Annotated in this window: 26 protein-coding genes and 1 tRNA gene; 3 read left to right on the top strand and 24 right to left on the bottom strand. The window is 66.2% G+C overall.

The window, feature by feature from the left end; translation table 11 throughout:
- Nucleotides 1-291: 291 nt before the first annotated feature.
- A complete protein-coding gene (gene murA, locus MRAB57_RS17365) occupies nt 292-1,545 on the bottom strand; it encodes a UDP-N-acetylglucosamine 1-carboxyvinyltransferase (RefSeq protein WP_077090656.1) in 1,254 nt (417 codons plus the stop codon).
- Between the two features lie 69 nt (nt 1,546-1,614).
- On the opposite strand from murA, the gene MRAB57_RS17360 reads away from it, so the two are divergent.
- Entirely contained in the window at nt 1,615-2,190 is a 576-nt protein-coding gene (locus tag MRAB57_RS17360) for a cob(I)yrinic acid a,c-diamide adenosyltransferase (protein WP_077088450.1), read from the top strand.
- 19 nt (nt 2,191-2,209) lie between these two features.
- Here the strand turns inward: MRAB57_RS17360 and MRAB57_RS17355 are convergent, their stop codons facing one another.
- The 21 genes from MRAB57_RS17355 to argS form a co-directional block, all read right to left on the bottom strand.
- Nucleotides 2,210-2,653, bottom strand: coding sequence for a DUF2550 domain-containing protein (locus MRAB57_RS17355; protein ID WP_077088449.1), 444 nt, complete (start codon nt 2,651-2,653; stop codon nt 2,210-2,212).
- A gap of 6 nt (nt 2,654-2,659) precedes the next feature.
- Entirely contained in the window at nt 2,660-3,025 is a 366-nt protein-coding gene (locus MRAB57_RS17350; protein ID WP_077088448.1) for a F0F1 ATP synthase subunit epsilon, read from the bottom strand.
- Nucleotides 3,026-3,054: 29 nt separating this feature from the next.
- On the bottom strand, nt 3,055-4,506 hold the full coding sequence (atpD, locus tag MRAB57_RS17345; protein WP_077088447.1) for a F0F1 ATP synthase subunit beta: 1,452 nt from the start codon (nt 4,504-4,506) through the stop codon (nt 3,055-3,057).
- Nucleotides 4,507-4,528: 22 nt separating this feature from the next.
- Nucleotides 4,529-5,449, bottom strand: a complete 921-nt coding sequence (locus tag MRAB57_RS17340; RefSeq protein WP_077088446.1) for a F0F1 ATP synthase subunit gamma — start codon at nt 5,447-5,449, stop codon at nt 4,529-4,531.
- A 6-nt stretch (nt 5,450-5,455) separates the two neighbouring features.
- Complete coding sequence (gene atpA / locus MRAB57_RS17335) at nt 5,456-7,129, bottom strand: F0F1 ATP synthase subunit alpha (protein WP_077088445.1); 1,674 nt, start codon at nt 7,127-7,129, stop codon at nt 5,456-5,458.
- Nucleotides 7,130-7,173: 44 nt separating this feature from the next.
- Nucleotides 7,174-8,514, bottom strand: a complete 1,341-nt coding sequence (locus MRAB57_RS17330; RefSeq protein ID WP_077088444.1) for a F0F1 ATP synthase subunit B/delta — start codon at nt 8,512-8,514, stop codon at nt 7,174-7,176.
- A gap of 7 nt (nt 8,515-8,521) precedes the next feature.
- Complete coding sequence (locus MRAB57_RS17325) at nt 8,522-9,025, bottom strand: F0F1 ATP synthase subunit B (RefSeq protein WP_077088443.1); 504 nt, start codon at nt 9,023-9,025, stop codon at nt 8,522-8,524.
- Between the two features lie 8 nt (nt 9,026-9,033).
- Complete coding sequence (locus MRAB57_RS17320) at nt 9,034-9,285, bottom strand: F0F1 ATP synthase subunit C (RefSeq protein WP_077088442.1); 252 nt, start codon at nt 9,283-9,285, stop codon at nt 9,034-9,036.
- A gap of 44 nt (nt 9,286-9,329) precedes the next feature.
- Nucleotides 9,330-10,082 (bottom strand): F0F1 ATP synthase subunit A, encoded by a 753-nt coding sequence (gene atpB, locus MRAB57_RS17315; protein ID WP_077090655.1) that lies wholly within the window; start codon nt 10,080-10,082, stop codon nt 9,330-9,332.
- Nucleotides 10,075-10,521 carry an ATP synthase subunit I gene (locus tag MRAB57_RS17310; protein WP_077088441.1) on the bottom strand — a complete coding sequence of 149 codons (447 nt, stop codon included), beginning with the start codon at nt 10,519-10,521 and terminating at the stop codon, nt 10,075-10,077. The genes atpB and MRAB57_RS17310 overlap by 8 nt, the downstream gene beginning before the upstream one ends.
- A gap of 225 nt (nt 10,522-10,746) precedes the next feature.
- A complete protein-coding gene (locus MRAB57_RS17305; RefSeq protein ID WP_077090654.1) occupies nt 10,747-11,934 on the bottom strand; it encodes a glycosyltransferase family 4 protein in 1,188 nt (395 codons plus the stop codon).
- An 83-nt stretch (nt 11,935-12,017) separates the two neighbouring features.
- Nucleotides 12,018-12,671 (bottom strand): L-threonylcarbamoyladenylate synthase, encoded by a 654-nt coding sequence (locus tag MRAB57_RS17300; protein WP_077088440.1) that lies wholly within the window; start codon nt 12,669-12,671, stop codon nt 12,018-12,020.
- Nucleotides 12,664-13,512 carry a peptide chain release factor N(5)-glutamine methyltransferase gene (gene prmC / locus MRAB57_RS17295; RefSeq protein ID WP_077088439.1) on the bottom strand — a complete coding sequence of 283 codons (849 nt, stop codon included), beginning with the start codon at nt 13,510-13,512 and terminating at the stop codon, nt 12,664-12,666. The genes MRAB57_RS17300 and prmC overlap by 8 nt, the downstream gene beginning before the upstream one ends.
- Nucleotides 13,509-14,582: a peptide chain release factor 1 gene (prfA, locus tag MRAB57_RS17290; protein WP_077088438.1), complete on the bottom strand. Its 1,074-nt coding sequence runs from the start codon at nt 14,580-14,582 to the stop codon at nt 13,509-13,511. The genes prmC and prfA overlap by 4 nt, the downstream gene beginning before the upstream one ends.
- A gap of 115 nt (nt 14,583-14,697) precedes the next feature.
- Complete coding sequence (gene rpmE, locus MRAB57_RS17285) at nt 14,698-14,934, bottom strand: 50S ribosomal protein L31 (RefSeq protein ID WP_077088437.1); 237 nt, start codon at nt 14,932-14,934, stop codon at nt 14,698-14,700.
- A 178-nt stretch (nt 14,935-15,112) separates the two neighbouring features.
- Nucleotides 15,113-16,990 (bottom strand): transcription termination factor Rho, encoded by a 1,878-nt coding sequence (rho, locus tag MRAB57_RS17280; protein ID WP_077088436.1) that lies wholly within the window; start codon nt 16,988-16,990, stop codon nt 15,113-15,115.
- Nucleotides 16,991-17,251: 261 nt separating this feature from the next.
- A complete protein-coding gene (gene thrB, locus MRAB57_RS17270; protein WP_077088435.1) occupies nt 17,252-18,199 on the bottom strand; it encodes a homoserine kinase in 948 nt (315 codons plus the stop codon).
- Nucleotides 18,199-19,281 (bottom strand): threonine synthase, encoded by a 1,083-nt coding sequence (thrC, locus tag MRAB57_RS17265; RefSeq protein WP_077088434.1) that lies wholly within the window; start codon nt 19,279-19,281, stop codon nt 18,199-18,201. Before thrC ends, thrB begins: the two co-directional genes overlap by 1 nt.
- On the bottom strand, nt 19,278-20,603 hold the full coding sequence (locus MRAB57_RS17260; protein WP_077088433.1) for a homoserine dehydrogenase: 1,326 nt from the start codon (nt 20,601-20,603) through the stop codon (nt 19,278-19,280). Before MRAB57_RS17260 ends, thrC begins: the two co-directional genes overlap by 4 nt.
- 3 nt (nt 20,604-20,606) lie before the next feature.
- A complete protein-coding gene (gene lysA, locus MRAB57_RS17255; protein ID WP_077088432.1) occupies nt 20,607-22,025 on the bottom strand; it encodes a diaminopimelate decarboxylase in 1,419 nt (472 codons plus the stop codon).
- Nucleotides 22,022-23,674, bottom strand: a complete 1,653-nt coding sequence (gene argS / locus MRAB57_RS17250; RefSeq protein WP_077088431.1) for an arginine--tRNA ligase — start codon at nt 23,672-23,674, stop codon at nt 22,022-22,024. The genes lysA and argS overlap by 4 nt, the downstream gene beginning before the upstream one ends.
- Before the next feature lie 116 nt (nt 23,675-23,790).
- On the opposite strand from argS, the gene MRAB57_RS17245 reads away from it, so the two are divergent.
- Nucleotides 23,791-23,866, top strand: a tRNA-Arg gene (locus MRAB57_RS17245).
- A gap of 21 nt (nt 23,867-23,887) precedes the next feature.
- Here MRAB57_RS17245 and MRAB57_RS17240 read toward each other — a convergent pair.
- Nucleotides 23,888-24,388, bottom strand: a complete 501-nt coding sequence (locus tag MRAB57_RS17240; RefSeq protein WP_077088430.1) for a nitroreductase family deazaflavin-dependent oxidoreductase — start codon at nt 24,386-24,388, stop codon at nt 23,888-23,890.
- Nucleotides 24,389-24,390: 2 nt separating this feature from the next.
- Nucleotides 24,391-24,957 carry a carboxymuconolactone decarboxylase family protein gene (locus MRAB57_RS17235; RefSeq protein WP_077088429.1) on the bottom strand — a complete coding sequence of 189 codons (567 nt, stop codon included), beginning with the start codon at nt 24,955-24,957 and terminating at the stop codon, nt 24,391-24,393.
- A gap of 44 nt (nt 24,958-25,001) precedes the next feature.
- Here MRAB57_RS17235 and MRAB57_RS17230 point away from each other — a divergent pair, with 44 nt between their 5' ends.
- Nucleotides 25,002-25,790: an SDR family NAD(P)-dependent oxidoreductase gene (locus MRAB57_RS17230; protein WP_077088428.1), complete on the top strand. Its 789-nt coding sequence runs from the start codon at nt 25,002-25,004 to the stop codon at nt 25,788-25,790.
- The last annotated feature ends 61 nt before the right edge of the window (nt 25,791-25,851 follow it).

Genomic DNA, 25,851 nt, shown 5'->3' with positions numbered 1-25,851 from the left:
ATACTCACACACGGGGAGTGTAAAAGTATGGTCAAAAAAACAACAACAAACAAAAACACCAAACACACTATTGAGTTCTCAAACAACACTTCTTGCTTGTTTCGCCCGCTTCGGGGCAACCCTGCCAGCTTAATACAAACCCGGCAGTGGAGTCAACTCCCAATTTTCTGCGGTCTCGATGTCCGCGGCGGGAGTTGCCGTGCCAGGTTAGTACCAGTCCGGCGAAGGAGTCAAGGCCTCGGTCTCGGTCTCCTTCGAGGGGTGACCGCGCCTGTGGGGCACTGACTTTGGTTACTGTACCCGCTCGATCTCCGCTCCCAAAATCGCCAGGTTTTCCACGAACAATGGGTAGCCGCGATCGATGTGGAACACGTCGTGGACCTCGGTGTCGCCGTCGGCGACGAGCCCGGCGAGTACCAGGCCGGCGCCGGCCCGGATATCCGAGCACCACACCGGGGCGCTGGACAATTGCGGGAGGCCGCGCACCACGGCGTGATGCCCGTCCGTGCGGGCATCGGCGCCGAGCCTGATCATTTCCTCGACGAAACGGAAGCGTGCTTCGAACACGTTTTCCGTGATCATCGACGTACCGTCGGCGATCGACGCCAGCGCGATCGCCATCGGCTGCAGGTCGGTCGGAAATCCGGGGAACGGCAGCGTGGCCACGTTGACGGCCTTCGGACGCTCGTACTGAGTCACCCGGAAACTATTGTCGGTTTGGGTGACCGTGGCGCCCGCGTCGTGCAGCTTATGCAGCACCACCTGCAGGTGCGCGGGGTCGATGCCGGTGATCGAGATATCGCCGCGGGTGATCGCGGCGGCGATGCCCCAGGTGGCGGCGACGATGCGGTCCCCGATCACGCGGTGCTCGGTGGGATATAGCCGCGGAACTCCGGTGATGGTCATCGTCGGCGAGCCGGCGCCTTCGACCTGGGCGCCCATTTGGTTGAGCATCGTGCACAGGTCGACCACGTCGGGTTCGCGGGCCGCGTTGTGAATCGTGGTGACGCCCTCGGCCACCACGGCGGCCATCAGGATGTTCTCGGTGGCCCCCACCGACGGGAACTCGAGCTGAATCTCCGCGCCCCGCAAGGTATCTGCCTGCGCGACGACGCAACCGTGCTCGATATTGCACTGCGCGCCCAGTTGGCGCAGGCCGGCCTGATGCATGTCCAGCGGGCGCGATCCGATCGCATCACCGCCGGGCAGGGCGACCTTGGCACGCTTGCACCGCCCGACCAGCGGCCCCAGCACACAGACCGAGGCGCGAAACTGCCGTACCGCCGCGAAGTCCGCGTCGTACTTGGGTTCGTCCGGCGAGGTGATGCGGGCGACGTCGCCGTCGAGCTCAACGGTGGCACCCAGGCCGCGCAGCACCTCGGCCATCAGCGGGACGTCGAGGATGTCGGGGCAATTGGTGATGGTGCTGGTGCCTTCGGCCAGCAAAGTGGCGGCCATCAGCTTGAGCACGCTGTTCTTGGCGCCCCCTACAGCGACTTCACCTGACAACCGGTTGCCGCCGGTCACCACGAATCGCTCTGCCACCCGCATCAGTCTAGTGATGCGGTTTCGGCTTGTCAGTCAGCCTGGTCGGTCGCCGAGTACGGTTTGTTCATGGCAGTACACCTGACCCGCATCTATACGCGGACCGGCGACGACGGAACCACGGGATTGAGCGACTTCTCACGGGTTTCGAAGAACGATCCGCGTCTGGCCGCGTATGCGGACTGTGACGAGGCGAACTCCGCGATCGGCGTGGCGATCGCACTCGGTCAGCCCGACCAGAAAATCGCTGATGTGCTGCGGCAAATACAGAATGACCTATTCGACGCCGGCGCGGACCTCTCGACCCCGGTGGTGCCCGATCCCGAGCATCCGCCGCTGCGGGTTCCGCAGGCCTACATCGATCGCCTCGAGGGCTGGTGCGACACCTTCAACGAGCCCCTGCCCGCGCTGAATTCCTTTGTGCTGCCGGGCGGTTCGGCGCTCTCGGCGCTGCTGCACGTGGCGCGGACCATCGTGCGTCGCGCCGAACGGTCGGCGTGGGCCGCCGTCGACGCTCACCAGGACGGCGTCAGCGTGCTACCCGCGAAGTACCTGAACCGGCTGTCGGATCTGCTCTTCATCCTGTCGCGGGTGGCCAATCCCGATGGGGATGTCCTGTGGCAGCCGGGCGGGCAAAAGCGATAGTCCCGCAAGTGATTCCTCGCTAGACGCTGCGCTTACGGGCGCGCGGTGACGGACGCGACTCCAGCCAGGACAGGAACGCGGTCAGCGCACCCTGGTCGAGCGCCAGCTCGTAGCCCGACCTGCGGTCCTGGGTGGTGTCGCGCAGTTCCAATACGACGATCTCGTCGGTCATGATGTCGAATTCGTCGCCGCGTGGCGCCCGCCGGGCGACGATCTCCACGCCGCGCCGGCCCAGGCGGCGATCCGGCCACAAGCGCAGGCTCGACAGCCGATAGAAGGCCGCTTCACCGCCGCGGTAGCGAATCACCCCGTGCCGCCAGCCGTGACCGCGGACCGCGGGGATATCGCGCATGATCCCGGCCGTTCCGCCCTGTCGCAGCTTCCACAGCCGGTAGCTCAGGGCGAGGACCGCCACCCCCAGCACTAGTACCAGCACGACCATGCCGACCATGGACGCGCTCATCGGCGGTTAGTCAATCGCGCCGACGGCGCGCAGCCTCGCGCGTCCTCTGGCGGCAATCCGGGGATCGTCGGACTCCGAGTCCGACTTGGCGGCGCTCTCGTCGATCTCCGAAGCGAACTCTGCGGATTCGGCGAGAATGGTCACGGTCTCCTCGGTAACCGAAAGGAACCCACCATCCACAGCGATCCGCAGATCGTCTTCGCCTTCCCGTTCGACACGCACCATCGCGTCGTCGACCAACTGGGCGACCAGCGGGATATGGCGGGGCAGGATTCCGATGTCGCCGGCGGTGGTGCGAGTAAACAAGAACGTTCCCTCACCCGACCAAATCTTGCGGTCGACAGAGACGATCTCAACGTTCAATTCGGCCATGCCACACCACCTTTCGACTCGGCCTGAGGTTAGAGCTTCGCACCGAGGGTCTCGGCCTTCTTCGCCAGGTCGTCCAGGCCCCCGATCAAGAAGAAAGCCTGCTCCGGCACGTGGTCGAAATCGCCCTTGCTCAGGCGGTCGAACGCCTCGATGGTCTCCTTCACCGGGACCGTCGAACCCGGCTGTCCGGTGAACTGTTCGGCCGCCATCATGTTCTGCGAGAGGAACCGCTCGATGCGACGGGCTCGGTTGACCAATTGCTTGTCCTCTTCGGACAACTCGTCGATACCGAGGATCGCGATGATGTCCTGAAGGTCCTTGTAGCGCTGCAGGATTCGAATGACCTCCTGCGCAACGCGGTAGTGCTCGTCACCGACGATACTTGGGTCCAGGATGGTCGAGCTCGAGGCCAGCGGGTCCACGGCAGGGAAGATGCCCTTGGAGAACACCGAACGCGACAGCTCGGTGGTGGCGTCCAGGTGGGCGAACGTGGTCGCCGGCGCCGGGTCGGTGTAGTCGTCAGCCGGCACGTACACCGCTTGCATCGAGGTGATCGACTTGCCACGCGTCGAGGTGATGCGCTCCTGCAGCTCGCCCATTTCGTCGGCGAGGGTGGGCTGGTAACCCACGGCCGACGGCATCCGGCCAAGCAGCGTGGACACTTCTGAGCCGGCCTGGGTGAATCGGAAGATGTTGTCGATGAACAGCAGCACGTCCTTGCCCGCTTCGTCACGGAACCATTCCGCCATGGTCAGCGCGGACAGCGCGACTCGCATACGGGTACCGGGCGGCTCGTCCATCTGACCGAACACCAGCGCGGTGTCCTTGAGCACGTCGGCTTCCTTGAGCTCGACCCACAGGTCGTTGCCCTCGCGGGTGCGCTCCCCCACGCCCGCGAATACCGAAGTACCGGAGAAGTTTCGGGCAATACGGTTGATCATCTCCTGAATGAGCACCGTCTTGCCCACGCCGGCACCGCCGAACAGCGCGATCTTGCCACCGCGCACGTACGGGGTGAGGAGGTCGACCACCTTCAGCCCGGTCTCGAGCATCTCGGTGCGGGGTTCGAGGTCCTCGAAGGCCGGCGGCTTGCGGTGAATCGACCAGTGCTCGAAGTCTTCGCCGTATCCCGGCTTGTCCAGGCAGTGTCCCAGGGCGTTGAAAACGTGGCCCTTGACGTCCTCCCCGACCGGCACCGTGATCGAGTTGCCGGTGTCGGTCACAGCGACGCCGCGCACCAGGCCGTCGGTGGGCTGCATCGAGATCGTGCGCACCAAGTTGTCGCCGAGGTGGTTCGCCACCTCCAACGTGAGGGTCTTCTTGAGCTCCTCGAACGTGACCTCGGCGTGCAATGCGTTGAACAGCGCGGGGACCGAACCCCGCGGGAACTCGACGTCGACGACCGGTCCGGTCACCCGTACCACGCGGCCGCTGGTGTCCGAGTTGGTCGGCTTGTCGGTCTTCTCGGCAGTAGCACTCATATCTTTTTCGCTTCCTTGTGGGCTACTTAGCGGCGTCGGCGAGCGCGTTTGCGCCACCGACGATTTCGCTGATTTCTTGGGTAATCTGGGCCTGCCGCTCGCGGTTAGCCTCTAGCGTCAGAGCCTTGATGAGGTCGTCGGCGTTGTCGGTGGCCGACTTCATCGCCCGCTGACGCGATGCCAGCTCCGATGCGGCGGACTCGAGCATGGATGAATAAACCCGCGTGGTCAGGTAGCGCGGGAGCAACGCCTCGAACAGCGTCGTCGCGTCCGGCTCGAACGAGTACAGGGTGCGCGGCCCGGGGTCTTCCTCGACATACTCCACCACCAATGGAGCCATCCGGTGGGCCACCGCCGTCTGCGACATCATCGACTTGAACTCCGAGTACACGATGTGCAGTTCGTCGACGCCTTGCACATCGTCGGCCTGCAGATCGTCGTCATCGCCGGCGCCCTTCATGAACGCATCCACCAAGGTCGAACCGATCTCCGCGGCGTTCTCGTACTGGGGTTGCTCGGAAAAGCCGGTCCATGACTCGGCAATGTCCCAGTTCCGGAAGGTGTAATAGTTCTGCGCCTTGCGGCCCACCGTGTAGAGAACCGGCTCTTTCCCCTCATCTCGCAGCTGGGCGAAAAGCTGCTCGGATCGACGGAAGATGCCGGAGTTGTAGGCGCCGCACAGACCGCGGTCAGACGACACCACCAGAACACCGGCCCGTCTCGGCTCGGCGCGCTCGACGAGCAACGGATGGTCCAGAGCGGCTTCGCCGGCCAGGGTGGTCAGCATCCGGGTGATCTCGAAGGCGTATGGCCGGGCGGATTCGAGCCGATTCTGCGCCTTGGGAAGGCGCGAGGTGGCGATCAACTCCTGGGCCTTGGTGATCTTCTTGATCGAGCCCGCAGAGCGGATCCGCCCGCGTAGTTCGCGAAGTGTGGCAGCCATCGATAGCTACTTCTTATCCTTCTTGGACTCGCTCTTGCTGTCCGTGTCCTTGGGCTCAGCCTTTTTGACCTTGACCGATTCCTTGTCGTCGACGTCCTTGGCCTCGGCATGCTCGTCCGGCACCACCGACCCACCACCCGTTGCCGCGAAGCCCTTCTTGAAGTGCTTGATGACCTCGGTGAGCGCGTCGGCGTTTTCCTCACTGAGCTTCTGGCTCTTGCGGATCTCCTCGAGGATTTTCTCCTCGGAGCCCCGGATGTGGTCCAGCAGTTCGGTTTCGAACCGCCTGACATCCTCGACCGGCACCGAGTCCACGTGGCCGCCGGTGCCCAGGAACATCGAAACCACTTGCTCCTCGACGGGCATCGGCTGGTTCTGCGGTTGCTTGAGCAACTCGACCAACCGCGCGCCCCGCTCCAACTGCGCCTTCGAGGTGGCGTCCAGATCAGAGGCGAACGCGGCGAAGGACTCCAATTCGCGGTACTGCGACAGGTCCAGGCGGAGACTTCCGGCCACCTCTTTCATGGCCTTGATCTGTGCCGCGCCGCCGACCCGGGACACGGACACGCCGACGTTGATGGCGGGCCGGACACCCTGGTTGAACAGGTCGGTCTCCAAGAAGCACTGTCCGTCGGTGATCGAGATGACGTTCGTCGGGATGTAGGCCGAGATGTCGTTGGCCTTGGTCTCGATGATCGGCAACCCGGTCAGCGAACCGGCACCGAGCTCGTCCGAGAGCTTCCCGCAGCGCTCGAGCAGCCGCGAGTGCAGATAGAAGACGTCACCGGGATAGGCCTCGCGCCCGGGCGGGCGGCGCAGCAGCAGTGAGATCGCGCGGTACGCCTCGGCCTGCTTGGTCAGGTCGTCGAAGACGATCAGCACATGCTTGCCCTGGTACATCCAGTGCTGAGCGATCGCCGAACCCGCATACGGCGCAAGCCATTTGAAGCCCGCGGCATCCGAGGCCGGCGCCGCGACGATGGTGGTGTAGTCCATCGCGCCGCCCTCTTCCAGCGTGCGACGCACGGACGCGATGGTGGTGCCCTTTTGCCCGATGGCCACGTAGACGCAGCGCACCTGCTTTTTCTCGTCGCCCGTCTCCCAGTTCTGGCGCTGGTTGAGGATCGTGTCGACACAGACCGTGGTCTTGCCGGTCTTGCGGTCGCCGATGATCAGCTGACGCTGGCCGCGGCCGATCGGTGTCATGGCGTCGATGGCCTTGATACCGGTCTGCAGCGGCTCACTGACGCTCTGCCGCTGCACCACTGAGGGCGCCTGTAGTTCCAGCGCGCGGCGCGTCTCGGGTTCGATGTCGCCGCCGCCGTCGATCGGCTGGCCCAGCGGGTTGACCACCCGGCCCAGGAAATTGTCACCGACGGGGACCGACAGGACCTCGTTGGTGCGCTTGACCTGCTGGCCTTGTTCGATCTTCTCGAAGTCACCGAGGATCACCGTGCCGACGCTGTGCTCGTCGAGGTTGAGGGCGACGCCGAGGACCCCGCCGGGGAATTCGAGCAGCTCCTGGGTCATCACCGACGGCAAACCCTCGACGTGCGCGATGCCGTCTCCGGCGTCGATGACGGTGCCGACCTCCTCGCGGGAGGTTTCGGAGGTGAAGGACTCTACATACTCTTCGATCGCGCTCTGGATGTCATTAGCGGAGATCGTCAACTCGGCCATAGCTTTTCGTCTTCCTACTTCGATTATTGCTGACTAGTTCGTCTTCACTCGGGCAGTCGAGCCTCGGCGGCGGTCAGACGGGACGAGAGCGTCCCGTCGATCACTTCGTCGGCCACGGAGATGAGGAGCCCACCCAGCAGCGTGGCGTCGATCTGCAGCTGCACGGCCACCGGATGACCATAGATGCGGCTGAGCACCTCGGTGAGGCGAGTGCGCTGGGCGTCGCCGAGCTCGGCCGCCGCGCTTACCTGCGCGACTACTTCGTTGCGCCGCGCCACCGCCGCTTCGGCCAGGAACATCACGGCATCGTCGGCCGATTGACCCCTCAGCAGCTCAATTGTCTGGGAGAGCAACGCGTTCGTGATCCTGTTGCTTCTGCCGGTCGCGCTTTTGAGCACATTGCGCAGCAACTCGACTCGGCCGTCCGAGGGAGCCCCGTACTCGCCCAGGAGGACGGAAAGGCGTGGCTGCGATTCCAGGATTCGGGCAAAGCGGAACAACTGCTCTTCGACCTCGTCGACGCGATCCTCGCGGGCGGCGACTTCCAACAGCGCTTGTCGCGCCACGTGTTCGATGGAGTCGATCAGGTCGGAATTGGCAGACCATCGCTCCGATACGGCTGCCCTCAGCAGCTCCAGGGTGGGATCGCCGACCTTCCCGGACAGCAGCCGCTCGAGCAACCTGACCCTGGGCGCGGCGTCTTCGGAAGGCAAGGTGAGATACCGGGTGACGACGATTTCGCCGTTCAACATTTTGGCCACCGGAACCAGCTCAGCGGCAAGCTTTTCCAAGCCTTGGACGTCGAGATCCTTGGCTATGGTGTCGAACCGGTCCGTGACGCTTTTCAGCGCCCGCCGACTGGCCGAGCGAACCCTCGCCATCAAGGGGTACTTGACGTCGGCCGCTGCCGGCGCCATGGCATCGAGCTCGTCCAGGAAGCGATCGACGGTGGCCGCCTGCTGCGTCGCGTCGGCGACATAGTTGCGCACCAATTCCTCTGCCTGGCGCACGGATTCGTGACCAAGCTCGAGGCGAAGCTGACGAGTCATCTGCGTCCGCAGCAATTCGATCTGTCGGGCACCCTGTCCCGTGATGCGCTCCGACTCGATGTCGGCCTGAGCGCGTAGTAGCTCGGTGATGCGCTCGGCGTCGACCTTCGCCTCTTCGACGACCTCGTTGGCTTCCGATTCGGCGGCCTGCACCGCCTTGCTGTGGGCCGCAGTCGATTCGGTCAAACGTTCGGCGGCCGCCGCCGAGTCATCCAGCTGCTGGCGCACCGAGTTCTGTTGCGCCGCCATCATGTTGCGAACCGGCGGCACAACAAAGCGCACGACCAAGAAGACAATGGCCGCAAACCCGACCAGCTGCCCGATAAATGTCGACATCCTCTGATTACCTTGTCGCGGTTGAGCTTGTGACGTCCACGCCGAGGATCCGGCTGGCGAGCGTCGCCGACATCGTCGCCACGTTGGCACGCAGATCCAATTCCACGGTGTCCCTTTCCCGCTTCAATTGCTCGGCGGCCATCTGTAACGTCGACGAGATCTGCTGTTCGGCACGGGCGCGCGCATCCTCGACCACCTTGCGGCCTTCCGCGCGGGCGTTGTCGCGTAGCGACGACGCTTGCACGCGGGCTTCCTTCATCGCCTTGTCGTAGTCGGCTTGCGCCGCTTCGAACTGCTCGGCCGACTTCTTGTTATCGGCAACGGTCTTGGCGACCATCGCATCGCGGTCGTGCAGCACCCGCAGTATCGGCGGCACCACGAAAGTGCCAATGATGCCGAGCACGATAAGGAAGATGGCCAGCACGAAGAAAAAGGTGCCGTTCGGTACGAGGAAGTTGTTTCCCTCTGCTACCTGGCGGGATGCCAGAACACTCAGATGCGCGTCACCCATCACACGAACTAGCCGACGGGTGTGGCGAAGACGAACAACGCCATGAACGCCAGGTTGATGAAGTAGGCCGCCTCAACCAGACCGACGGTGATGAAGAACGGCGTGAAGAGCCGCCCCTGCGCCTCGGGCTGCCGGGCAACACCTGAGATCAGCGCATTACCGGCAATACCGTCACCGATACCGGCGCCGATCGCGCCGCCGCCCATGATCAGTCCGCCGCCGATGAGAGCTGCGGCAGCAACTTGAGGGTCAAGTGCCATTCTTTCCTCCTATATATAGCTGGGTTTCCAACTCCGGACAGTTGTTAGTGATGGTCTTCGTCTAGCTCCATCGCCTGGCTGAAGTACAGGACGGTCAGCAGCGCGAAGATGAAAGCTTGGATGGCGCCGACGAACAGGTCGAACGATTTCCAGATCGCGTTCGGCAGCCACATGATGTACGGCGGAAACATCGCGATGAGCGCGACCAGAATGCCGCCGGCGAAAATATTGCCGAAGAGTCGGAGCGACAACGAGATCGGCTTGGCGAGTTCCTCGACGACGTTGATCGGCGCGAGGACCGTCACGTGACCCTTGAGCACCTTGAGTGGGTGTCCGACGATGCCCCGGCGCCAAATCCCGGCCGCGTGGTAGCAGACGAAAACGAACAACGCCAACGCCAGCACGTAGTTGATGTCGGCGGCCGCCGACGAGAGTAGCTCGGTGGTCTTTCCGCTCTTTTCGGTGTACTGCAGCGGGAGGACCGACAGCCAGTTCGAGATCAAGATGAACACGAAGATCGTCACCGCGAGCGGCAGCACGAACGGCGCGACCCGCATGCCGATGGCGCTTTCCACCTGGTTGCGCATCTGGATCGTGATCGCCTCGAAGAACAGCTGTACCCCGCCCGGCACGTCCCTCGAGGTGACCTTGGAGCGCAGGTAGAACGCCATGGTGATCACGATCACCGCGGCGATGGCGGTCGACAAGATCGTGTCGGTGTTGACGGTCATGCCAAGCCAGGTGGCTTTGTGATGCTCGCCGACCTCGATCTGGGCGGCCAGGATGGACTCAGTGATCACTGGCGCTCCCCCCTTCCGTCCCTTCGGTTCCGGTGCGCAGCTTCTTCCAGACCGGCAGCGCGGTCGAGAGCACAAGCAACACCTGGAACAGTGCCAGGCCAAACAGCACGCCCAATCCGGCGGGCCGGAAAACATAGGCAACGATCAGAGCGACCACGGTGATGATCGCGAGCCGCGTCGCCGAATTCAGCGCCATCGTGCTTTTCATCGGATGCTCTTTCGCGGTGATCGATGCGACCGAGCGGCGCACCAGAAGCGCATTGAGCAAACCGAGCAGCAGGCCGACGCCGAAGAACACCCCGACCATCACGTGACCGGACAGGGCGGCGATGAGAACAGCCACCGCGGTGATCGCGATGCTGAGCACAAATAGGCGAACCGGGCGGAATGCAACAGAGGGGAACACCAACGGCGCGTCCTGCGCTGGTGTCGTCACTGCAGCACCTCACTCCGGAGTTCTAGAGCGGAAACCATCCGACCGACCGATCGGTGGCTCGCCGAGCGTATCGCACGTCACAGTTGATTCGTGCAAGGGGTCGCTCCCTCTGTCGGTCGTGATCCGGCACCCTCGGTTCCGCGTCCGACGAGCCGGTTAGGCCGGCAACCCGCGAGGTTGTTTTCGGGGTTCTACCAGCACCGTACCACAAGTTAGAGGGTTCTACTACTGCCCGTCGTAGTCCTCGTCTTCGTAGTCGCGCCGGCGCAACAGTGGGACCGCCGTCGCGATGCCAGCAACCACGATCGCGCCCAGCATGACCGCGCCGGTATTGCGCGGCTTGAAAAAGATCGTGCTCGCCGCGCCGAACGCGACGATGCCCACCCATAAGTAGATGAGCAGTACCACCCGCCGATGCGAATGGCCGATCTGCAGCAGCCGGTGATGCAAATGCATCTTGTCGGGGCTGAAGGCGCTGCGGCCCGCGCGGGTGCGCCGGACGATGGCCAGCAGCAGGTCGAGCATCGGCACGAAGATCACCGCGGCCACCAGTAAGAACGGCGACAGCAAGGCGAACACGTCGCGGGCGCCATAGGCGTTCTGCGAGATGGGCCCGGCCGCCGTCGTGGACGCCGCGGCGAGCATCAAGCCGATCAGCATGGAACCGGAATCGCCCATGAAGATCTTGGCTTTATGGAAGTTGTGCGGCAGGAAGCCCAGGCACGCTCCAGCGAGCACCACCGAGATCACCGCGGGCGGATAGAACAGGACGTCGCCGCCGTGGTCGCGGAGCAGGCCGACCGAGAACATGCAGATCGCCAAGGCGGTGATGAGGCCTAGCCCGGCGGCCAACCCGTCGAGCCCGTCGACGAAGTTCATCGCATTGACGACGGAGACCGTCAGCGCCAGGGTGAGCAGGATCGAGGAGGCCTGGTCCAACACGATGGTGCCGACTCCCCCGAACGGGATGTACAGCACGCTCCACGCGACGCCCATGGTGACCAGCACGCTCGCCGCGGTGATCTGGCCGGCGAATTTCGTCAGCGCGTCCAGGCCCCAGCGGTCGTCGATGAGCCCGATGCCCATGATCACCGCGCCGGCCACCAGCACCGCGGGCATGCCGGTGGAGTAGACGAACCCGCGGGTGAGCGCGGGCAGCTGCGATGCCAGGAAGACCGCGGAGATCACGCCGACGAACATCGCGAGCCCGCCCATTCGGGGCGTGGGCGTCACGTGCACGTCGCGTTCGCGCGGGTAGGCGACCGCTCCCAATCGGGTGGCCAGCAGCCGGACGGGCCCGGTCACGAAGTAGGTGATGATCGCCGCGGTCAACCCGACGAGCGCGAGCTCACGCAGGGGAACGCCGGCGCCGCGATCAGACAGGGCGTGCAGACCGTCCATCAGGTTGCCCATCAGGCTGGCTGATTCGCTGGCCACCACGAGACCGTACGCCCCCTTCCTGAGACCTCATTACCAGTGCCGCTGCGGGATCGCCGCTACGCGGTCAACGTTTCGGGCTCCACTGCAAGCACTTCCGCGATCCGCTGGACGCTCACCGGGCCCGCTCGCAGGATGCGCGGGGTGAGGCCGGTCAGGTCGACGATCGTCGAGGCGGCGCCCTGCTCGGCGGGGCCGCCATCGAGGTAGACGTCGACGAGGTCGCCGAGTTGGCCGCGGGCGTCGTCGGCGTTCACCGCGGGCGGGCGACCGGAGACGTTCGCGCTGGAGACCGCCATCGGTCCCACCTCGCGCAGCAGTTCGATGGCGACCGGGTGCAGCGGCATCCGGAGCATGACGGTGCCGCGGGCGTCGCCGAGGTCCCATTGCAGCGACGGCGCCTGGCTCACGACCAGGCTCAGCGCGCCGGGCCAGAAGGCGCGGATCAGTTCGCGGGCGCCCTCGGGCATCGTGTAGACCAGGCCCTCGATGGTGTGCCACGAGCCGACCAGCACGCCGACGGGCATGTCGCGCCCGCGTCCCTTCGCCGCGAGCAGCGCCGCGACCGCGGTGCTGTCGAAGGCGTCGGCGGCGATGCCGTACACGGTGTCGGTCGGCATGACGACCAGACGGCCGCTCTTGAGGGCGCCTACGGCCGAGGCGATTCCGAGGGAACGCCGGTCGGCGTCGGCGCAGTCGAAGACTTCAGTCATTGGCGCCCCTCCTGACGGCCGTCACAAATCTCGGCCGGCCGGCCAGATCGCGGCTGGCCTGGATGCCTTCGAAAAGCCCTGCGCCCTGGATCGATTCGACGGTTTGCGCCGAGGTGGTGTCGTCGTGCTCGACGGCGAACGAGCCGCCGGGGCGCAGCCACCGTCCGGCGAGTGCCACCACCGCGGGAATCACCGCCATTCCGTCCGGGCCGCCAAACACCGCGTGCGCTGGATCATGTTGGGCCACTTCAGGTTCCACCGGCGAGCCGTCGGGAACGTAGGGCGGGTTCGATACGACCAGATCCACTCCCCCGTCCAGCTCGGCGAGTAGATTCGGGGTGGTGACGTCGGCGCGGATCAGTTCGACCGCGGTGTCAGCGGCGTTGCGGCGCGCGTAGTCCAGCGCGCCATCGGAATCGTCGACGCCGATGACGCGCGCACCCGGCCAATGCCGGGCCAGGGCGATGGCCAGCGCACCGGATCCGGTGCACAGGTCGACGATGACGGGCGTCGTCGGGAGTGGCTGCGCGGTGGCCCATGCCAGCATCGCCTCGGTCTCCGGACGGGGAGTGAACACCCCCGGCCCGACGTGCAGGGTCACCGGGCCGAACGCCACCGTCCCGGTGAGGTGCTGCAACGGCACCCGCCGCGAGCGCGCGGCGACCGCGTCGCGGTAGCGGCGCAGGAAGTCGTCGTCGATAGATTCGATCAGCGTCAGCCGGCCGCGTTCGGTACCGGCCAGGTAGGCAGCCAGCCGCTCGGCGTCGTGGCGGGCGGAGTCGATTCCCGCCTCGGCGAGTTGCGCCGCAGCACAATCGATTGCGCGCCGCAGCACGGTCATGCCTGTTGCAGCCGGGCTTGCTTGTCGGCGGCGCTCAGCGCATCGAACAACGCGTCCAGGTCGCCGTCGAGGACCTGATCGAGATTGTGCGCCTTGAAATTGATTCGGTGGTCGGCGATCCGGTTCTCCGGGAAGTTGTAGGTCCGGATCCGTTCGCTACGGTCCACGGTGCGGATTTGGCTCGCGCGGTCGGCCGACGCGTCGGCCGACGCCTGTTCCTCGGCGAGCGCCTGCAGCCGGGCGGCCAACACCTGCATCGCGCGAATCTTGTTCTGCAGCTGCGATCGTTCGTTCTGGCAGGTGACGACGACTCCGGTGGGCAGGTGGGTGATCCGCACCGCCGAGTCGGTGGTGTTGACGCCCTGCCCGCCCTTGCCCGACGAGCGGTAGACGTCGATGCGCAGATCCGACTCGTCGATCTGCACCTCGCCGACTTCCTCGGGTTCAGGATAGACAAGCACGCCAGCAGCCGAAGTATGCACGCGCCCTTGGGATTCCGTCACCGGGACCCGCTGCACACGGTGCACACCGCCCTCGAACTTCAATCGCGACCACACCCCGTCGGCCGAATCGCCCTTGCTGGCGATGGTCAGCGTCGCGTCCTTATAGCCGCCCAGGTCCGAGGTGGTTTCGTCGAGCACCGTCACGGTCCAGCCATGCCGCTCGGCGTAGCGGATGTACATCCTGGCCAGGTCGGCGGCGAACAATGCCGACTCCTCGCCCCCCTCGCCGGATTTGACCTCGAGCACCACATCGTCGGCATCGTGCGGGTCGCGCGGCGCCAGCATGTCGGTCAGCTGGGTGTCCAACTCGGCGACCCGAGTTTCCAGTTCGGTGACCTCGTCGGCGAACGATGCGTCGTCGGCGGCGAGCTCCCGCGCGGTCTCGAGGTCGCCGCGGGCGGCCGCCAGCTTGCGATGGGTCGCGACGATCGGGGCCAATCGGGCGAACCGTCGTCCGGCCTTGCGGGCCTCGTCGGGGTTGGAATGCAATTCGGGATCGGACAGCCGTTGCTCGAGCGCGGCGTGTTCGGCGAGCAGCACATCGATCGTCTGAACGGGCTGCGTCATCTCGCACCTCCTGCCACTGCTCTATTGCGTCTATTGCGCAAAGCTCATAGCCGCTGAACGCGAACCGACGCCCGGCCTGTGCGAGTTGCGCACAGTTCGGGCGTCGGCGGTACAGCTAGTTGTCCGCGTTCTCCGCGGCAGCGCCCTTGCGCTTGCCGTAGCGCTTCTCGAAGCGCGCCACGCGGCCACCGCTGTCCAGGATCTTCTGCTTGCCGGTGTAGAAGGGGTGGCACTGCGAGCAGACCTCGACGACGATGTTGCCGCCGGGCTTGGTGCTGCGGGTCTGGAAAGTGTTCCCGCAGCCGCAGTGCACCGTGGTCTCGGCGTAGCCGGGGTGGATGTCAGCTTTCATGGTGTCCTCTTCGATCGTGTGTCGCCCTGGTCCGCCGTAAAACCCCGGGCGGTCGGGCGTGAACTCAGAACCTGACGGGGTTCCGGGCAGTCGGGGCTCGATTATGCCAGGTCAACTACCTACTGCCCAAACACCGAGATGCGCCCCCACATTCCCGGCGGCGCCAGCGGACGCTGCGCTAGTCGTTGTCCATATTCCCCGGGGTGGTCTTGGAGACCTGGACCAGGAACTCGTAGTTGGTCTTGGTCTTGCGCAGCTGCGACATCAGCAGGTCGATGGCCTGGTGAGAGTCCAGACCCGACAGCACGCGGCGCAGCTTGTGCACGATGCCGAACTCGTCGGGCGAGAGCAGCAGCTCGTCCTTTCGGGTGCCCGAGGGGTTGACGTCGACCGCGGGGAAGACCCGGCGCTCCGAGATCTTGCGGTCCAGCTTGAGCTCGGCGTTACCGGTGCCCTTGAACTCCTCGAAGATGACCGTGTCACCGGTGGACCCCGTCTCGACCATCGCCGTGGCGATGATGGTCAGCGATCCGCCTTCCTCGATGTTGCGCGCGGCGCCGAGGAAACGCTTCGGCGGATACAGCGCGGTCGAGTCGACACCACCGGACAGGATGCGGCCCGATGCCGGCGACGCGTTGTTGTAGGCGCGGCCCAGCCGGGTGATCGAGTCGAGCAGCACCACGACGTCCTGCCCCTGCTCCACCAACCGCTTGGCCCGTTCGATGGCCAGCTCGGCGACCGCGGTGTGATCCGACGGCGGCCGGTCGAAGGTCGAGGCGATGACCTCGCCCTTCACCGAACGCGCCATGTCGGTGACCTCCTCAGGCCGCTCGTCGACGAGCACGACCATGAGGTGGCATTCCGGGTTGTTTTGGGTGATCGCGTTGGCGATCGCCTGCAGGATCATCGTCTTACCCGCCTTGGGCGGCGACACGATCAGCGCACGCTGGCCCTTGCCGATCGGCATGATCAGGTCGATGACCCGGGTGGTCAGCAGGTCAGGCGTGGTTTCCAGGCGCAGCCGCTGGTTGGGGTACAACGGTGTCATCTTGGTGAAATCGGGACGCTTCTTGACGTCTTCGACCGGTCCGCCGTTGACGGTGTCCAGGCGCACCAGCGGGTTGAACTTCTGCCGCTGGTTGGGCTGTTCGCCGTCTTTGGGCACCCGAACCGCACCGGTCACCGCGTCACCGCGGCGCAGGCCGTTCTTGCGCACCATGTTCATGGACACGTAGACGTCGTGCGGTCCGGCCAGGTAGCCGGAGGTGCGCACGAAGGCGTAATTGTCGAGGACGTCAAGAATGCCGGCTACCGGCTGAACGACGTCGTCGTCGCGCAGCTCGGTGTCGCCACCGCCACCGCCGCCGCCGCCTTCGCCGGTCCGCTCGCCGCGGCGCCTGCGGTCGCGGAACCGGCGACCCCGCCGCCCGCCGCGTCCGTCGCCGTCGTCATCTTGCTGGTTCTGGTTCTGGTTCGAGCCGCCGCGGTTCTGCTGACCGCCCGAGTTCTGCTGGCCACCCTGGTCGTTGCCGAAACCGCGGTCGTCGGACTTGTTGTCCTGCTTCTTGTTGGACTGGCGATCGTCGGACTCGCCGCGGGGCGTCCCGTTGCGGCCGCCTTCGTCGCCTCCGCGAGCATCCGAGGACTCCTCCTCGTCGCGGTTGGCCGACCCCGCATCCCGGGACGCGCCACGGCGTTCCCGGCGCGGCGCCTCGGTCGAGGCATCGTCCTGTTTCCCTTGGGCGGCAGGCGTTTCGGCGCCGGCGGCCTCGGTCTTGGTGTTGGTGTTGTCGTCAGAGGCGGGACGGTCACTTACCGAAGTGCCGTTAGCCTGTCCCCTGGTCTCCTTGATGGCGGCGATGAGTTCGCTCTTGCGCATCCCGGACGTCCCCTTGACGCCGGCCTGAGTGGCCAGGGCGCGCAACTCGGGAAGCACCATGGTGGACAGGGAGCCGGTCGAGGCGTTCTTGACGCCGGGATTGTCTGAGGTCACGGGCTTCGACAGCTGGTCGCTGTCGGTGCTTTCGCGAGCCGTGAAGAGGTCCGTATCAGTCACGGATTTCCTTTCTTCCCTCGCTGATCACTTCATACGAGGGTTCGTTGCATTCAGCCAAATTGCCGAGTGCGCCCAAGTTCTCTGCAACGGTGATCGCCTAATCGGCGAAGGGAAGCGGCGAACCTCGTTCACGAGAAGAATTGGTGGTTGTCCTAGCTGCAAGGCAGTTAATGCAGATGCAGGTTCTGCGATTGCGGGACGGGTCCGAGGATAACCCGCATCGGGGCCGGAAGCAAGCAAACCCTCCGGCCGCGCCGCAGATCAACCGGCGACTTTGACACCCGGGCTCCAGCGAACTCCTTCGCCGGCGGCCATCTTGGTGACGGTGAATCCATGCGCAACCCCATATTCAGCGGCTTCCGCGGGTAACCGCGGTTCCGTACTGAGTGCGATGAGCGATGGACCCGCCCCCGAGAGCGTCGCTGACACGTTAAGACGCCGCAGCAGCCGCAAATATTCCGCCGAGGCGGGCATGGCCGGGGCGCGCTGCGGTTGATGAAGCAGGTCTTCGGTGGCCGGCATCAGCAGGTCCGGGCGCTCCGTGAGCGCCACGACCAGCAGCGCGGCGCGGCTGACGTTGAACCTGGCGTCCTCGTGGCTGACATGCGTGGGCAGCAGCCCCCGCGTCTCGGCCGTCAACGAGCGTTCCTCGGGAATCGCGCAGAACAGGTGGATATCGGGATGCAGCCGCAGCGCCACCGCCGAGTACTTGGGCGCGTTGCCGCTGCGGTCGGCCCACGACACCACGGCCCCGCCCAACACGGCCGCGGCGGCGTTGTCGGGATGACCCTCGAACTCCGAGGACAGCTGGATCAGCTGGGACTCGGACAGCGGAGCCGAATCCGATTGGGCGATAAGGCCATTGGCGGCCGCCAGGCCGCTCACCACCGCCGCCGCCGACGAGCCCAGCCCGCGGGAATGCGGAATGGCGTTGCGGCAGCGCACCACCATGCCCGGCGCGCTGACGCCGGCCGCCCGCAGCCCGCACTCGATGGCACGGACCACCAGGTGCTCGGCGCTCAGCGGGACCTGGTCGGCGCCCTCGCCCTCGACCACGACCACCAGGCCGGAATCCGTTGTCTCCACCACGATCTCGTCGTGCAATCCCACTGCCAGACCGACGCTGTCGAAACCCGGGCCGAGGTTGGCGCTGGACGCCGACACCACGGCGTTGGCCACCAGCCCGGCGGGCAGCGTGGCCTTAGCCACTACGCCAGCCCCAGTTTCTCGACGACCAGCACCGGGTCCACCGGTAGCGGGGACACGCTCGGCATGTCCCTGAGTGCCGTGTCGGGATCTTTGAGCCCATTGCCGGTCACCGTGCAGACCACGGTCGAGCCGCGCTTCACCCAGCCGTCCTCGACGGATTTGAGCAGGCCCGCGATGCTCGCGGCCGACGCGGGCTCGACGAACACACCCTCGGACTCGGCCACCAGGTGATAGGCGGCCAGGATCTCCTCGTCGGTGGCGGCCAGAAAGCGCCCGTCGGACTGCTCCTGCGCCGCGACGGCCGCGGACCACGACGCCGGCGAACCGATGCGGATCGCGGTCGCGATGGTCTCGGGGTTGGGTACCGGCTTGCCGTGCACCAACGGCGCCGCGCCGGCCGCCTGCGTGCCCAGCATCCGGGGCAGCTTCTCGAAGACGCCTTCCTGGTGGTACTCGGTGTAGCCCTTCCAGTACGCGGTGATGTTTCCCGCGTTGCCCACCGGAAGCGAATGAATGTCCGGCGCGGTGCCCAGCGCGTCGACGATTTCGAACGCCGCCGTCTTCTGGCCCTCGATGCGCACCGGGTTGACCGAGTTGACCAACGAGATCGTCGGGAAGTCTGCGGCCATCTTGCGGGCCAGCTCCAGGCAATCGTCGAAGTTGCCGTCGATCTGAACGATCTTGGCGCCGTGCATGACCGCCTGCGCGAGCTTGCCCATGGCGATCTTGCCCTGCGGGATGAGCACAGCGCAGGTGATGCCGGCGCGGGCCGCATACGCCGCCGCGGAGGCCGAGGTGTTTCCGGTCGACGCGCACAACACGGCCTGTTGCCCGCGGGCCACCGCGTCGGTGACCGCCATCGTCATGCCGCGGTCCTTGAAGGAGCCGGTGGGGTTGAGGCCCTCGACCTTGAGATGGACGGTGCAGCCGGTCTTTTCGGAGAGCCGGGTCGCCGGGATCAGCGGGGTGCCGCCCTCGAGCAGGGTGATCGGCGTCCAGTCGTCGCCGACGGGCAGTCGGTCCCGGTAGGCGGCGATCAGCCCCGGCCAGGGTTTATGGGTGGCCGTGTGCGGGGCGCTCATAGGCCGCTTCCTTCCAATCGCAGCACGCTGGTCACACCCAGCACGGAGTCCAAATCGGCCAGCGCGTCGACGGTTTCGGACAGCGCGGCGTCGGTGGCGCTGTGCGTCACCACGACCACGCGCGCACCCACCCGCCGGCCGCCTTCGTCCTCCACGCCTTCCTGGCGAACCTCGGCGATGCTGACCTCACGCTTGGCGAACTCCGCCGCGACGGAGGACAACACACCGGGCTTGTCGGCGACGTTCATGCTGACGTAGTAGCGGGTGGAGATGAAACCCATTGGCGCGATGGGCAATTGGGCGTACTTGGATTCCTTCGGCCCACGGCTGCCCAGCACGCGGTTGCGGGCCGCCATCACCAGGTCGCCCGTGACCGCCGAGGCGGTGGGCGCACCGCCGGCGCCCTGGCCGTAGAACATCAACCGCCCCGCGGCCTGACCCTCGACGACGACGGCGTTGAACGCCCCGCTGACGGTGGCCAGCGGATGCGACAACGGGACCAGCGCCGGGTAGACGCGCGCCGAGACCCGTTCGTGGCCATCGTCGTCCGTGATGCGCTCGCAGATGGAGAGCAGCTTGATGTTGCAGCCCAACGCGTGCGCGGATTCGAAGTCGGCCGGAGTGATCTTGGTGATGCCTTCGCGGTAGACGTCGTCGATGGTCACCCGGGTGTGGAAGGCGATGGAGGCCAGGATCGCGGCCTTGGCCGCCGCGTCGTAGCCCTCGACGTCCGCGGTGGGGTCGGCCTCGGCGTAGCCCAGGGCGCTGGCGTCGGCCAGGGCGCTGTCGTAGGTGGCGCCGGTGCTGTCCATCGCCGACAGGATGTAGTTGGTGGTGCCGTTGACGATGCCGGCCACCCGCAGCACTCTGTCGCCGGCCAGCGACTGGGTCAGCGGACGGATGACGGGGATCGCCCCGGCCACCGCGGCCTCGAAATACAGGTCGACGTGGGCGTTTTCGGCCGCCTGCGCGAGCGCCCCGGTGGACGTCGACAACAGCGCCTTGTTCGCCGTGACGACGGACTTGCCGTGTTCGAGCGCGGCCAGGATCGCCTTGCGGGACGGCTCCACCGGACCCATCAGCTCGACGACGATGTCGACGTCGTCGCGCGAGACGAGCGCGTCGATGTCGTCGGTGAGCAGCTCGATGGGGACACCGCGGTCGGCGGCGACGCGGCGGACTCCGATGCCGCGCAACGCCAGCGGCGCTCCGATCCGCGCCGTCAGGTCATCGGCGCTGTCCTCGATGATGCGGACAACCTCGCTGCCAACGTTGCCTAACCCGAGTACGGCTACGCCCACCGGCTTGACATCATCGGACACAGTTCACCTCACTTCCAGACTCAGTAGATCGTCGACCGTCTCGCGGCGCAGGACCAGCCGCGCACGCCCGTCGCGGACCGCGACCACGGCGGGCCGGCAGATCATGTTGTATCGGCTCGAGAGCGAATAGCAGTAGGCGCCGGTCGCGGCCACGCCCAGCAGGTCACCGGGCTGCAGATCGCCGGGCACCCAGGTGTCGCGCACGACGATATCGCCGCTCTCGCAGTGCTTTCCGACGATGCGAGCGAGTGTGGCCGGCGCGTCGCTGACCCTCGACACCAGCCGGGCGTCGTACTGGGCGTCATACAGCGCGGTGCGGATGTTGTCGCTCATGCCGCCGTCGACGCTGACGTAGCGGCGGTTCGCCGTGCTGCTGATGTCGACGTCTTTGACCGTGCCGACCTCGTAGAGCGTGATGGTCCCCGGCCCGGCGATGGCGCGTCCGGGCTCGACCACCAGACGCGGCGTCGGCAGCCCTACCGCGGCCGACTCGTCGCGCACGATGGCGCTGAGCTTGGCGGCCAGTTCGCCCATCGGGGGCGGATCGTCGGGTGCCAGGTACGAGATGCCAAGCCCGCCACCGAGATCCACCGTCGAGATCTGGGCGGTCTTCTCGACGCCGAACTCGGCGACGACCTCGTGCAGCAGGCCGATGACGCGGCGCGCGGCGAGCTCGAACCCGGCGACATCGAAGATTTGCGAGCCGATGTGGCTGTGCAGGCCGACCAGGCGCAGGTTATCGGTGGCGAACACCCGGCGCACCGCGGCCGCCGCCGCGCCGCTGGCCACCGACAGCCCGAACTTCTGGTCTTCGTGTGCGGTGGAGATGAATTCGTGGGTGTGCGCCTCGACGCCGACGGTGAGGCGCACGAAGACGTCCTGGACGACGCCCGCCTCGCCCGCGATGGTCTCGAGGCGCTCGATCTCGGTCGTCGAGTCCAGGACGATGTGGCCCACCCCGGCCTTGACCGCGGCGGTGAGCTCCGCGACAGACTTGTTGTTGCCGTGGAAGGTGATTCGCTCGGGCGGGAAGTTGGCGTTCAACGCCACGGCCAGCTCACCGCCGGTGCAGACGTCGAGCGAGAGGCCCTCCTCGTCGATCCAGCGGGCCACTTCGCTGCACAGGAATGCCTTGGCGGCATAGTGCACGTTCTGGCCGCCGCCGAATGCGCCCCCGATCTCCTTGCACCGGAAGCGGAAGTCCTCTTCGTCGATGACGAACAGCGGGGTGCCGTACTCCTGGGCCAGGTCGGTCACGAAGACCCCGGCGATGCTGGTCAGCCCGGCATCGTCGCGGGAGGTATTGCGCGGCCACACGTTTGGCGCGAGCAACAGCAGCTCCTCGGGAGACTGCGGGCGCGGCGGGCTCTGGGCTGGACGCGTCTCTTCGGCGTGCCGGGGACCGGCGGGGTGGACGTTCACATGCGCTCCGGTGCGGTGACGCCGAGGATCGCCAGACCGTTGGCGATGACCTGGCGGGTGGCCTGGCACAGAGCCAGGCGTGCGGTGTGCAGGTCGCCGGGCGGCTCGTCGCCCTGCGGCAGCACGCGGCATGAGTCGTAGAACCGGTGGTAGTCGCCGGCGAGGTCTTCCAGGTACCGGCAGATCCGGTGTGGTTCACGCAGGGACGCAGCGGTTTTCAGCACGCGCGGGAAGTCGCCGAGGGTGCGCAGCAGCGTGCCCTCTTTGTCGTGGCTGAGCAGCTCGAGGTTGTCGGTGTCGGCGATGAGGCCGAGCTCGGCGGCGCTGCGGGCCAGCGCGGACAGCCGGGCATGCGCGTATTGCACGTAGTAGACCGGGTTTTCGTTGGACGCCGTCGACCACAGCGCCAGGTCGATGTCGATCGGGGTGTCCACCGACGAGCGGATCATGCTGTAGCGCGCGGCATCCACGCCGATCGCTTCGACCAGGTCGTCAAGCGTGATCACGGTGCCGGCCCGCTTGCTCATCCGCATCGGCTGCCCGTCACGGACCAGGTTGACCATCTGGCCGATGAGCACCTCGACGGCGGCCGGGTCGTCACCGAAGGCCGCGGCGACCGCCTTCAGCCGCGCGATGTACCCGTGGTGGTCGGCGCCGAGCATGTAGATGCACAGGTCGAAACCGCGCTGCCGCTTGTCCAGGTAATAGGCGATGTCGCCGGCGATGTAGGCCGGCTTGCCGTCGCTCTTGATCACCACGCGGTCTTTGTCGTCGCCAAAGGCGCTGGTGCGCAACCAGGTTGCGCCGTCCTTCTCGTAGATGTTGCCGGTCTCGCGCAGCTTGGCGATGGACTGGTCGACGAGGCCGCTGGTGTGCATCGAGTCTTCGTGCGTGTAGACGTCGAAGTCGGTGCCGAATTCGTGCAGCGTCTCCTTGATGTGGGTGAACATCAGGTCGACGCCGACTTCGCGGAATTTCTCGTGCATCTCGGCGTCGGGCAGGCTCAGCGCGTCCGGCGCCTTCTTCAGCACGTCCGCGGCGATGTCGCTGATGTAGCTGCCCGCGTACCCGTCCTCCGGGGTCGGCTCGCCCTTGGCCGCGGCGATCAGCGAGCTCGCGAACCGGTCGATCTGGGCGCCGTGGTCGTTGAAGTAGTACTCGCGCGTGACGGCCGCGCCCTGCGTGGTGAGCAGCCGGCCCAGCGCGTCGCCGACGGCGGCCCAGCGGGTGCCGCCGATGTGGATCGGCCCGGTGGGGTTGGCCGAGACGAACTCCAGGTTGACGTTGAGCCCGGCCAGGTCGTCGGAGTGGCCGAAGCTTTGGCCGGCGTCGATGACGTTGTCGACGACCACCGCCTGCGCCGAGGTCTCCAGGCGCAGGTTGATGAAGCCGGGGCCGGCGACCTCTGCCGCGGCGATGCCGTCGGCCTGGGTCAGCGCCTCGGCGAGCCATCCGGCCAGCTCACGCGGGTTCACGCCGACCTTCTTGCCCAGCTGCAGCGCCAGGTTGCTGGCGTAATCGCCGTGCTCGGGATTGCGGGGCCGCTCGACGGTGGCCGTCGCGGGCAGCGCCGACGCATCGAGGGCATGCTCGGCCAGCACCGCGGCGGCGGTGGTTTTGAGCAGCTCAGCCAGGTCAGCGGGGGTCACGAGCGTCCATCCTATTGGCTAGGGTGCCCGCGCCTCGAATCCATTGCGGTGGCCGAGCGCCCGTCGCGATGCGTTAGTCTGTCTGGGCCCTATGGTGCAACGACTTAAGTCGTAGCGCCCCCGTAGCTCAGGGGATAGAGCGTCTGCCTCCGGAGCAGAAGGCCGCAGGTTCGAATCCTGCCGGGGGCACCAGTTCTGACCAGCCCGGTCGCCTCAACTCCGCACGAGTACGAACGCCTCGATGTGGCGATCGCCCGACGTGATTTCGTACTTCCGCCAGCCGGGATAGATTTCGAGGCCCTTCGCCCAGATCTCGTCGCGCTCGCCGGGTGGGGCCATTCGGGCCACCGCGTCCCAGGTATCGCCCTCGACGGACACAGTCGCCCGCGGGTTCGCCTTGAGGTTGTGATACCAGGCCGGGTGCTTGAGGCCACCGAAGTTCGACGCGATCACGGCCAGGCCGTCGGGATGCGGGATGGGGAACAACGCCACCGTACGGGGCTGACCCGACTTCACCCCGGTAGTGGTGAGCATGAGCGCCGGAACGCCGGTCACGATCCGCGACGCGCTGCCGCGGCCACCGGTGAGCTTGGTGGCGATTCGATCGAGGTGGTGTGCCGTCGGACGAAAGATCGTCACCCCCAGCTTCGTGGCGATGAGCTTACGCATTCCCCGGTGAAATGCGTTGGCGTCATTGAAGTTTCGACCCGACACCCTCACACCGGCTTCGCGCAGTCGACCTGTTCGCGGTCGTATTCGATGACGGGCGCCGAGTCGCCGTAGACGTTGAGCGTGTGAATGAAGCGGTGCAACCCCATCACCCCGGCGCAGGTGAAACCGAGCTCGATGATCTGCGCGGCGGTGAAGTGCTCCCCCAACCGCTTGTAGAACTCGTCATCCATCGCGTGGTGATCGGCGGACAGCAGGTCGATGAACTCGACCGCCATCTGCTCCTGCGGCGTCAGCTCGCCGTGGCCCGGCGCGAGCAGGCACGCGACGTCCTCGTCGGTGATCGAATCGTGCTTGCGTGACTGGCTACACGGCTCGCACTCGCCGAGTTGCGCGCTGCGGATGCGCAGTAACTCCAGGATCCGGCCGCCGAGCAGCGTCCCGGCACCGAGGTGGGTCCGCGCCATGTTGACCTGCTCGAGCTGCGCGCTGCGGTAGGCGAAGATCTGCAGGGGCACCGGCGTCGCGTAGAGCCCGGCCGCCACGCCGGCATCGACGATCTCGCGGGAATGCGAGCTGAGCTCTTCCATCGGTATTGGTGCAATACGCGGCATTAATTCAGGCTATCTTTTTTATGCGGCACTGAAAAGGAGAACCGATGCCCAGACTTGCCGGCAAGGTCGCGATAGTTACCGGAGGCGCCGGCGGGATTGGCGCGGCCACGGCACACGAATTGGCGCGCGAAGGCGCTGCCGTTGCCGTCGTCGATATCGACGAGGCGAAGGCCAACGATGTCGCCGACGAGATCCGGGCAACCGGGGCCCGAGCGATCGGGCTGGGCGGCGACCTCGCGGACGAGGACGCGGCGAAAAGCGTCGTGCAGTCCACCGCAAAAGAGTTCGGCCGCATCGACGTCCTGCACAACAACGCGGCGCTGACGGCCAGCGACTTCCTGTCGCGCGACACCACGGTGTCCGAGATGCCCATCGACGTCTGGCAGCGGTCCATGGAGGTCAACCTCGGCAGCCAGCTGCTGATGTGCAAGTACGCCGTCCCCGAAATGCGCAGGGGCGGTAGCGGTTCTATCGTCAACATGTCGTCGGGGGCCGCGCTGTCCGGCGACCGCACCCGCCTGGCCTACGGCGTCTCGAAGGCCGGCGTGCACGCCCTGACGATGTACGTGGCGACCAGCGAGGGCAAGCAAGGCATCCGGGCCAACACCATCGTGCCGGGCTTGATCCTCACCGACGCGGTGCGCGCACACCTGTCCGACAACATCCTCGACGGCCTCGGGCGCGCCACCCTGACGCCCTACGTCGGGCAGCCACACGACGTCGCCGAACTCGTCGCGTTTCTCGCTTCCGAGCAGTCCCGCTACATCACCGGACAAATGATTGCGATCGACGGCGGAATGTCGGCGCACGTGTCGATGAATACCGGCGATTAATTGCAGCAATTACCGGCACAAGCGCCATTCGGCGAATGTGAACCGACGAAATGGAGGCCCT

The organism is Mycobacterium rhizamassiliense (genome assembly GCF_900157375.1).
Lineage (GTDB): Bacteria > Actinomycetota > Actinomycetes > Mycobacteriales > Mycobacteriaceae > Mycobacterium > Mycobacterium rhizamassiliense.
This window is presented reverse-complemented; position numbering and strand designations above follow the sequence as displayed.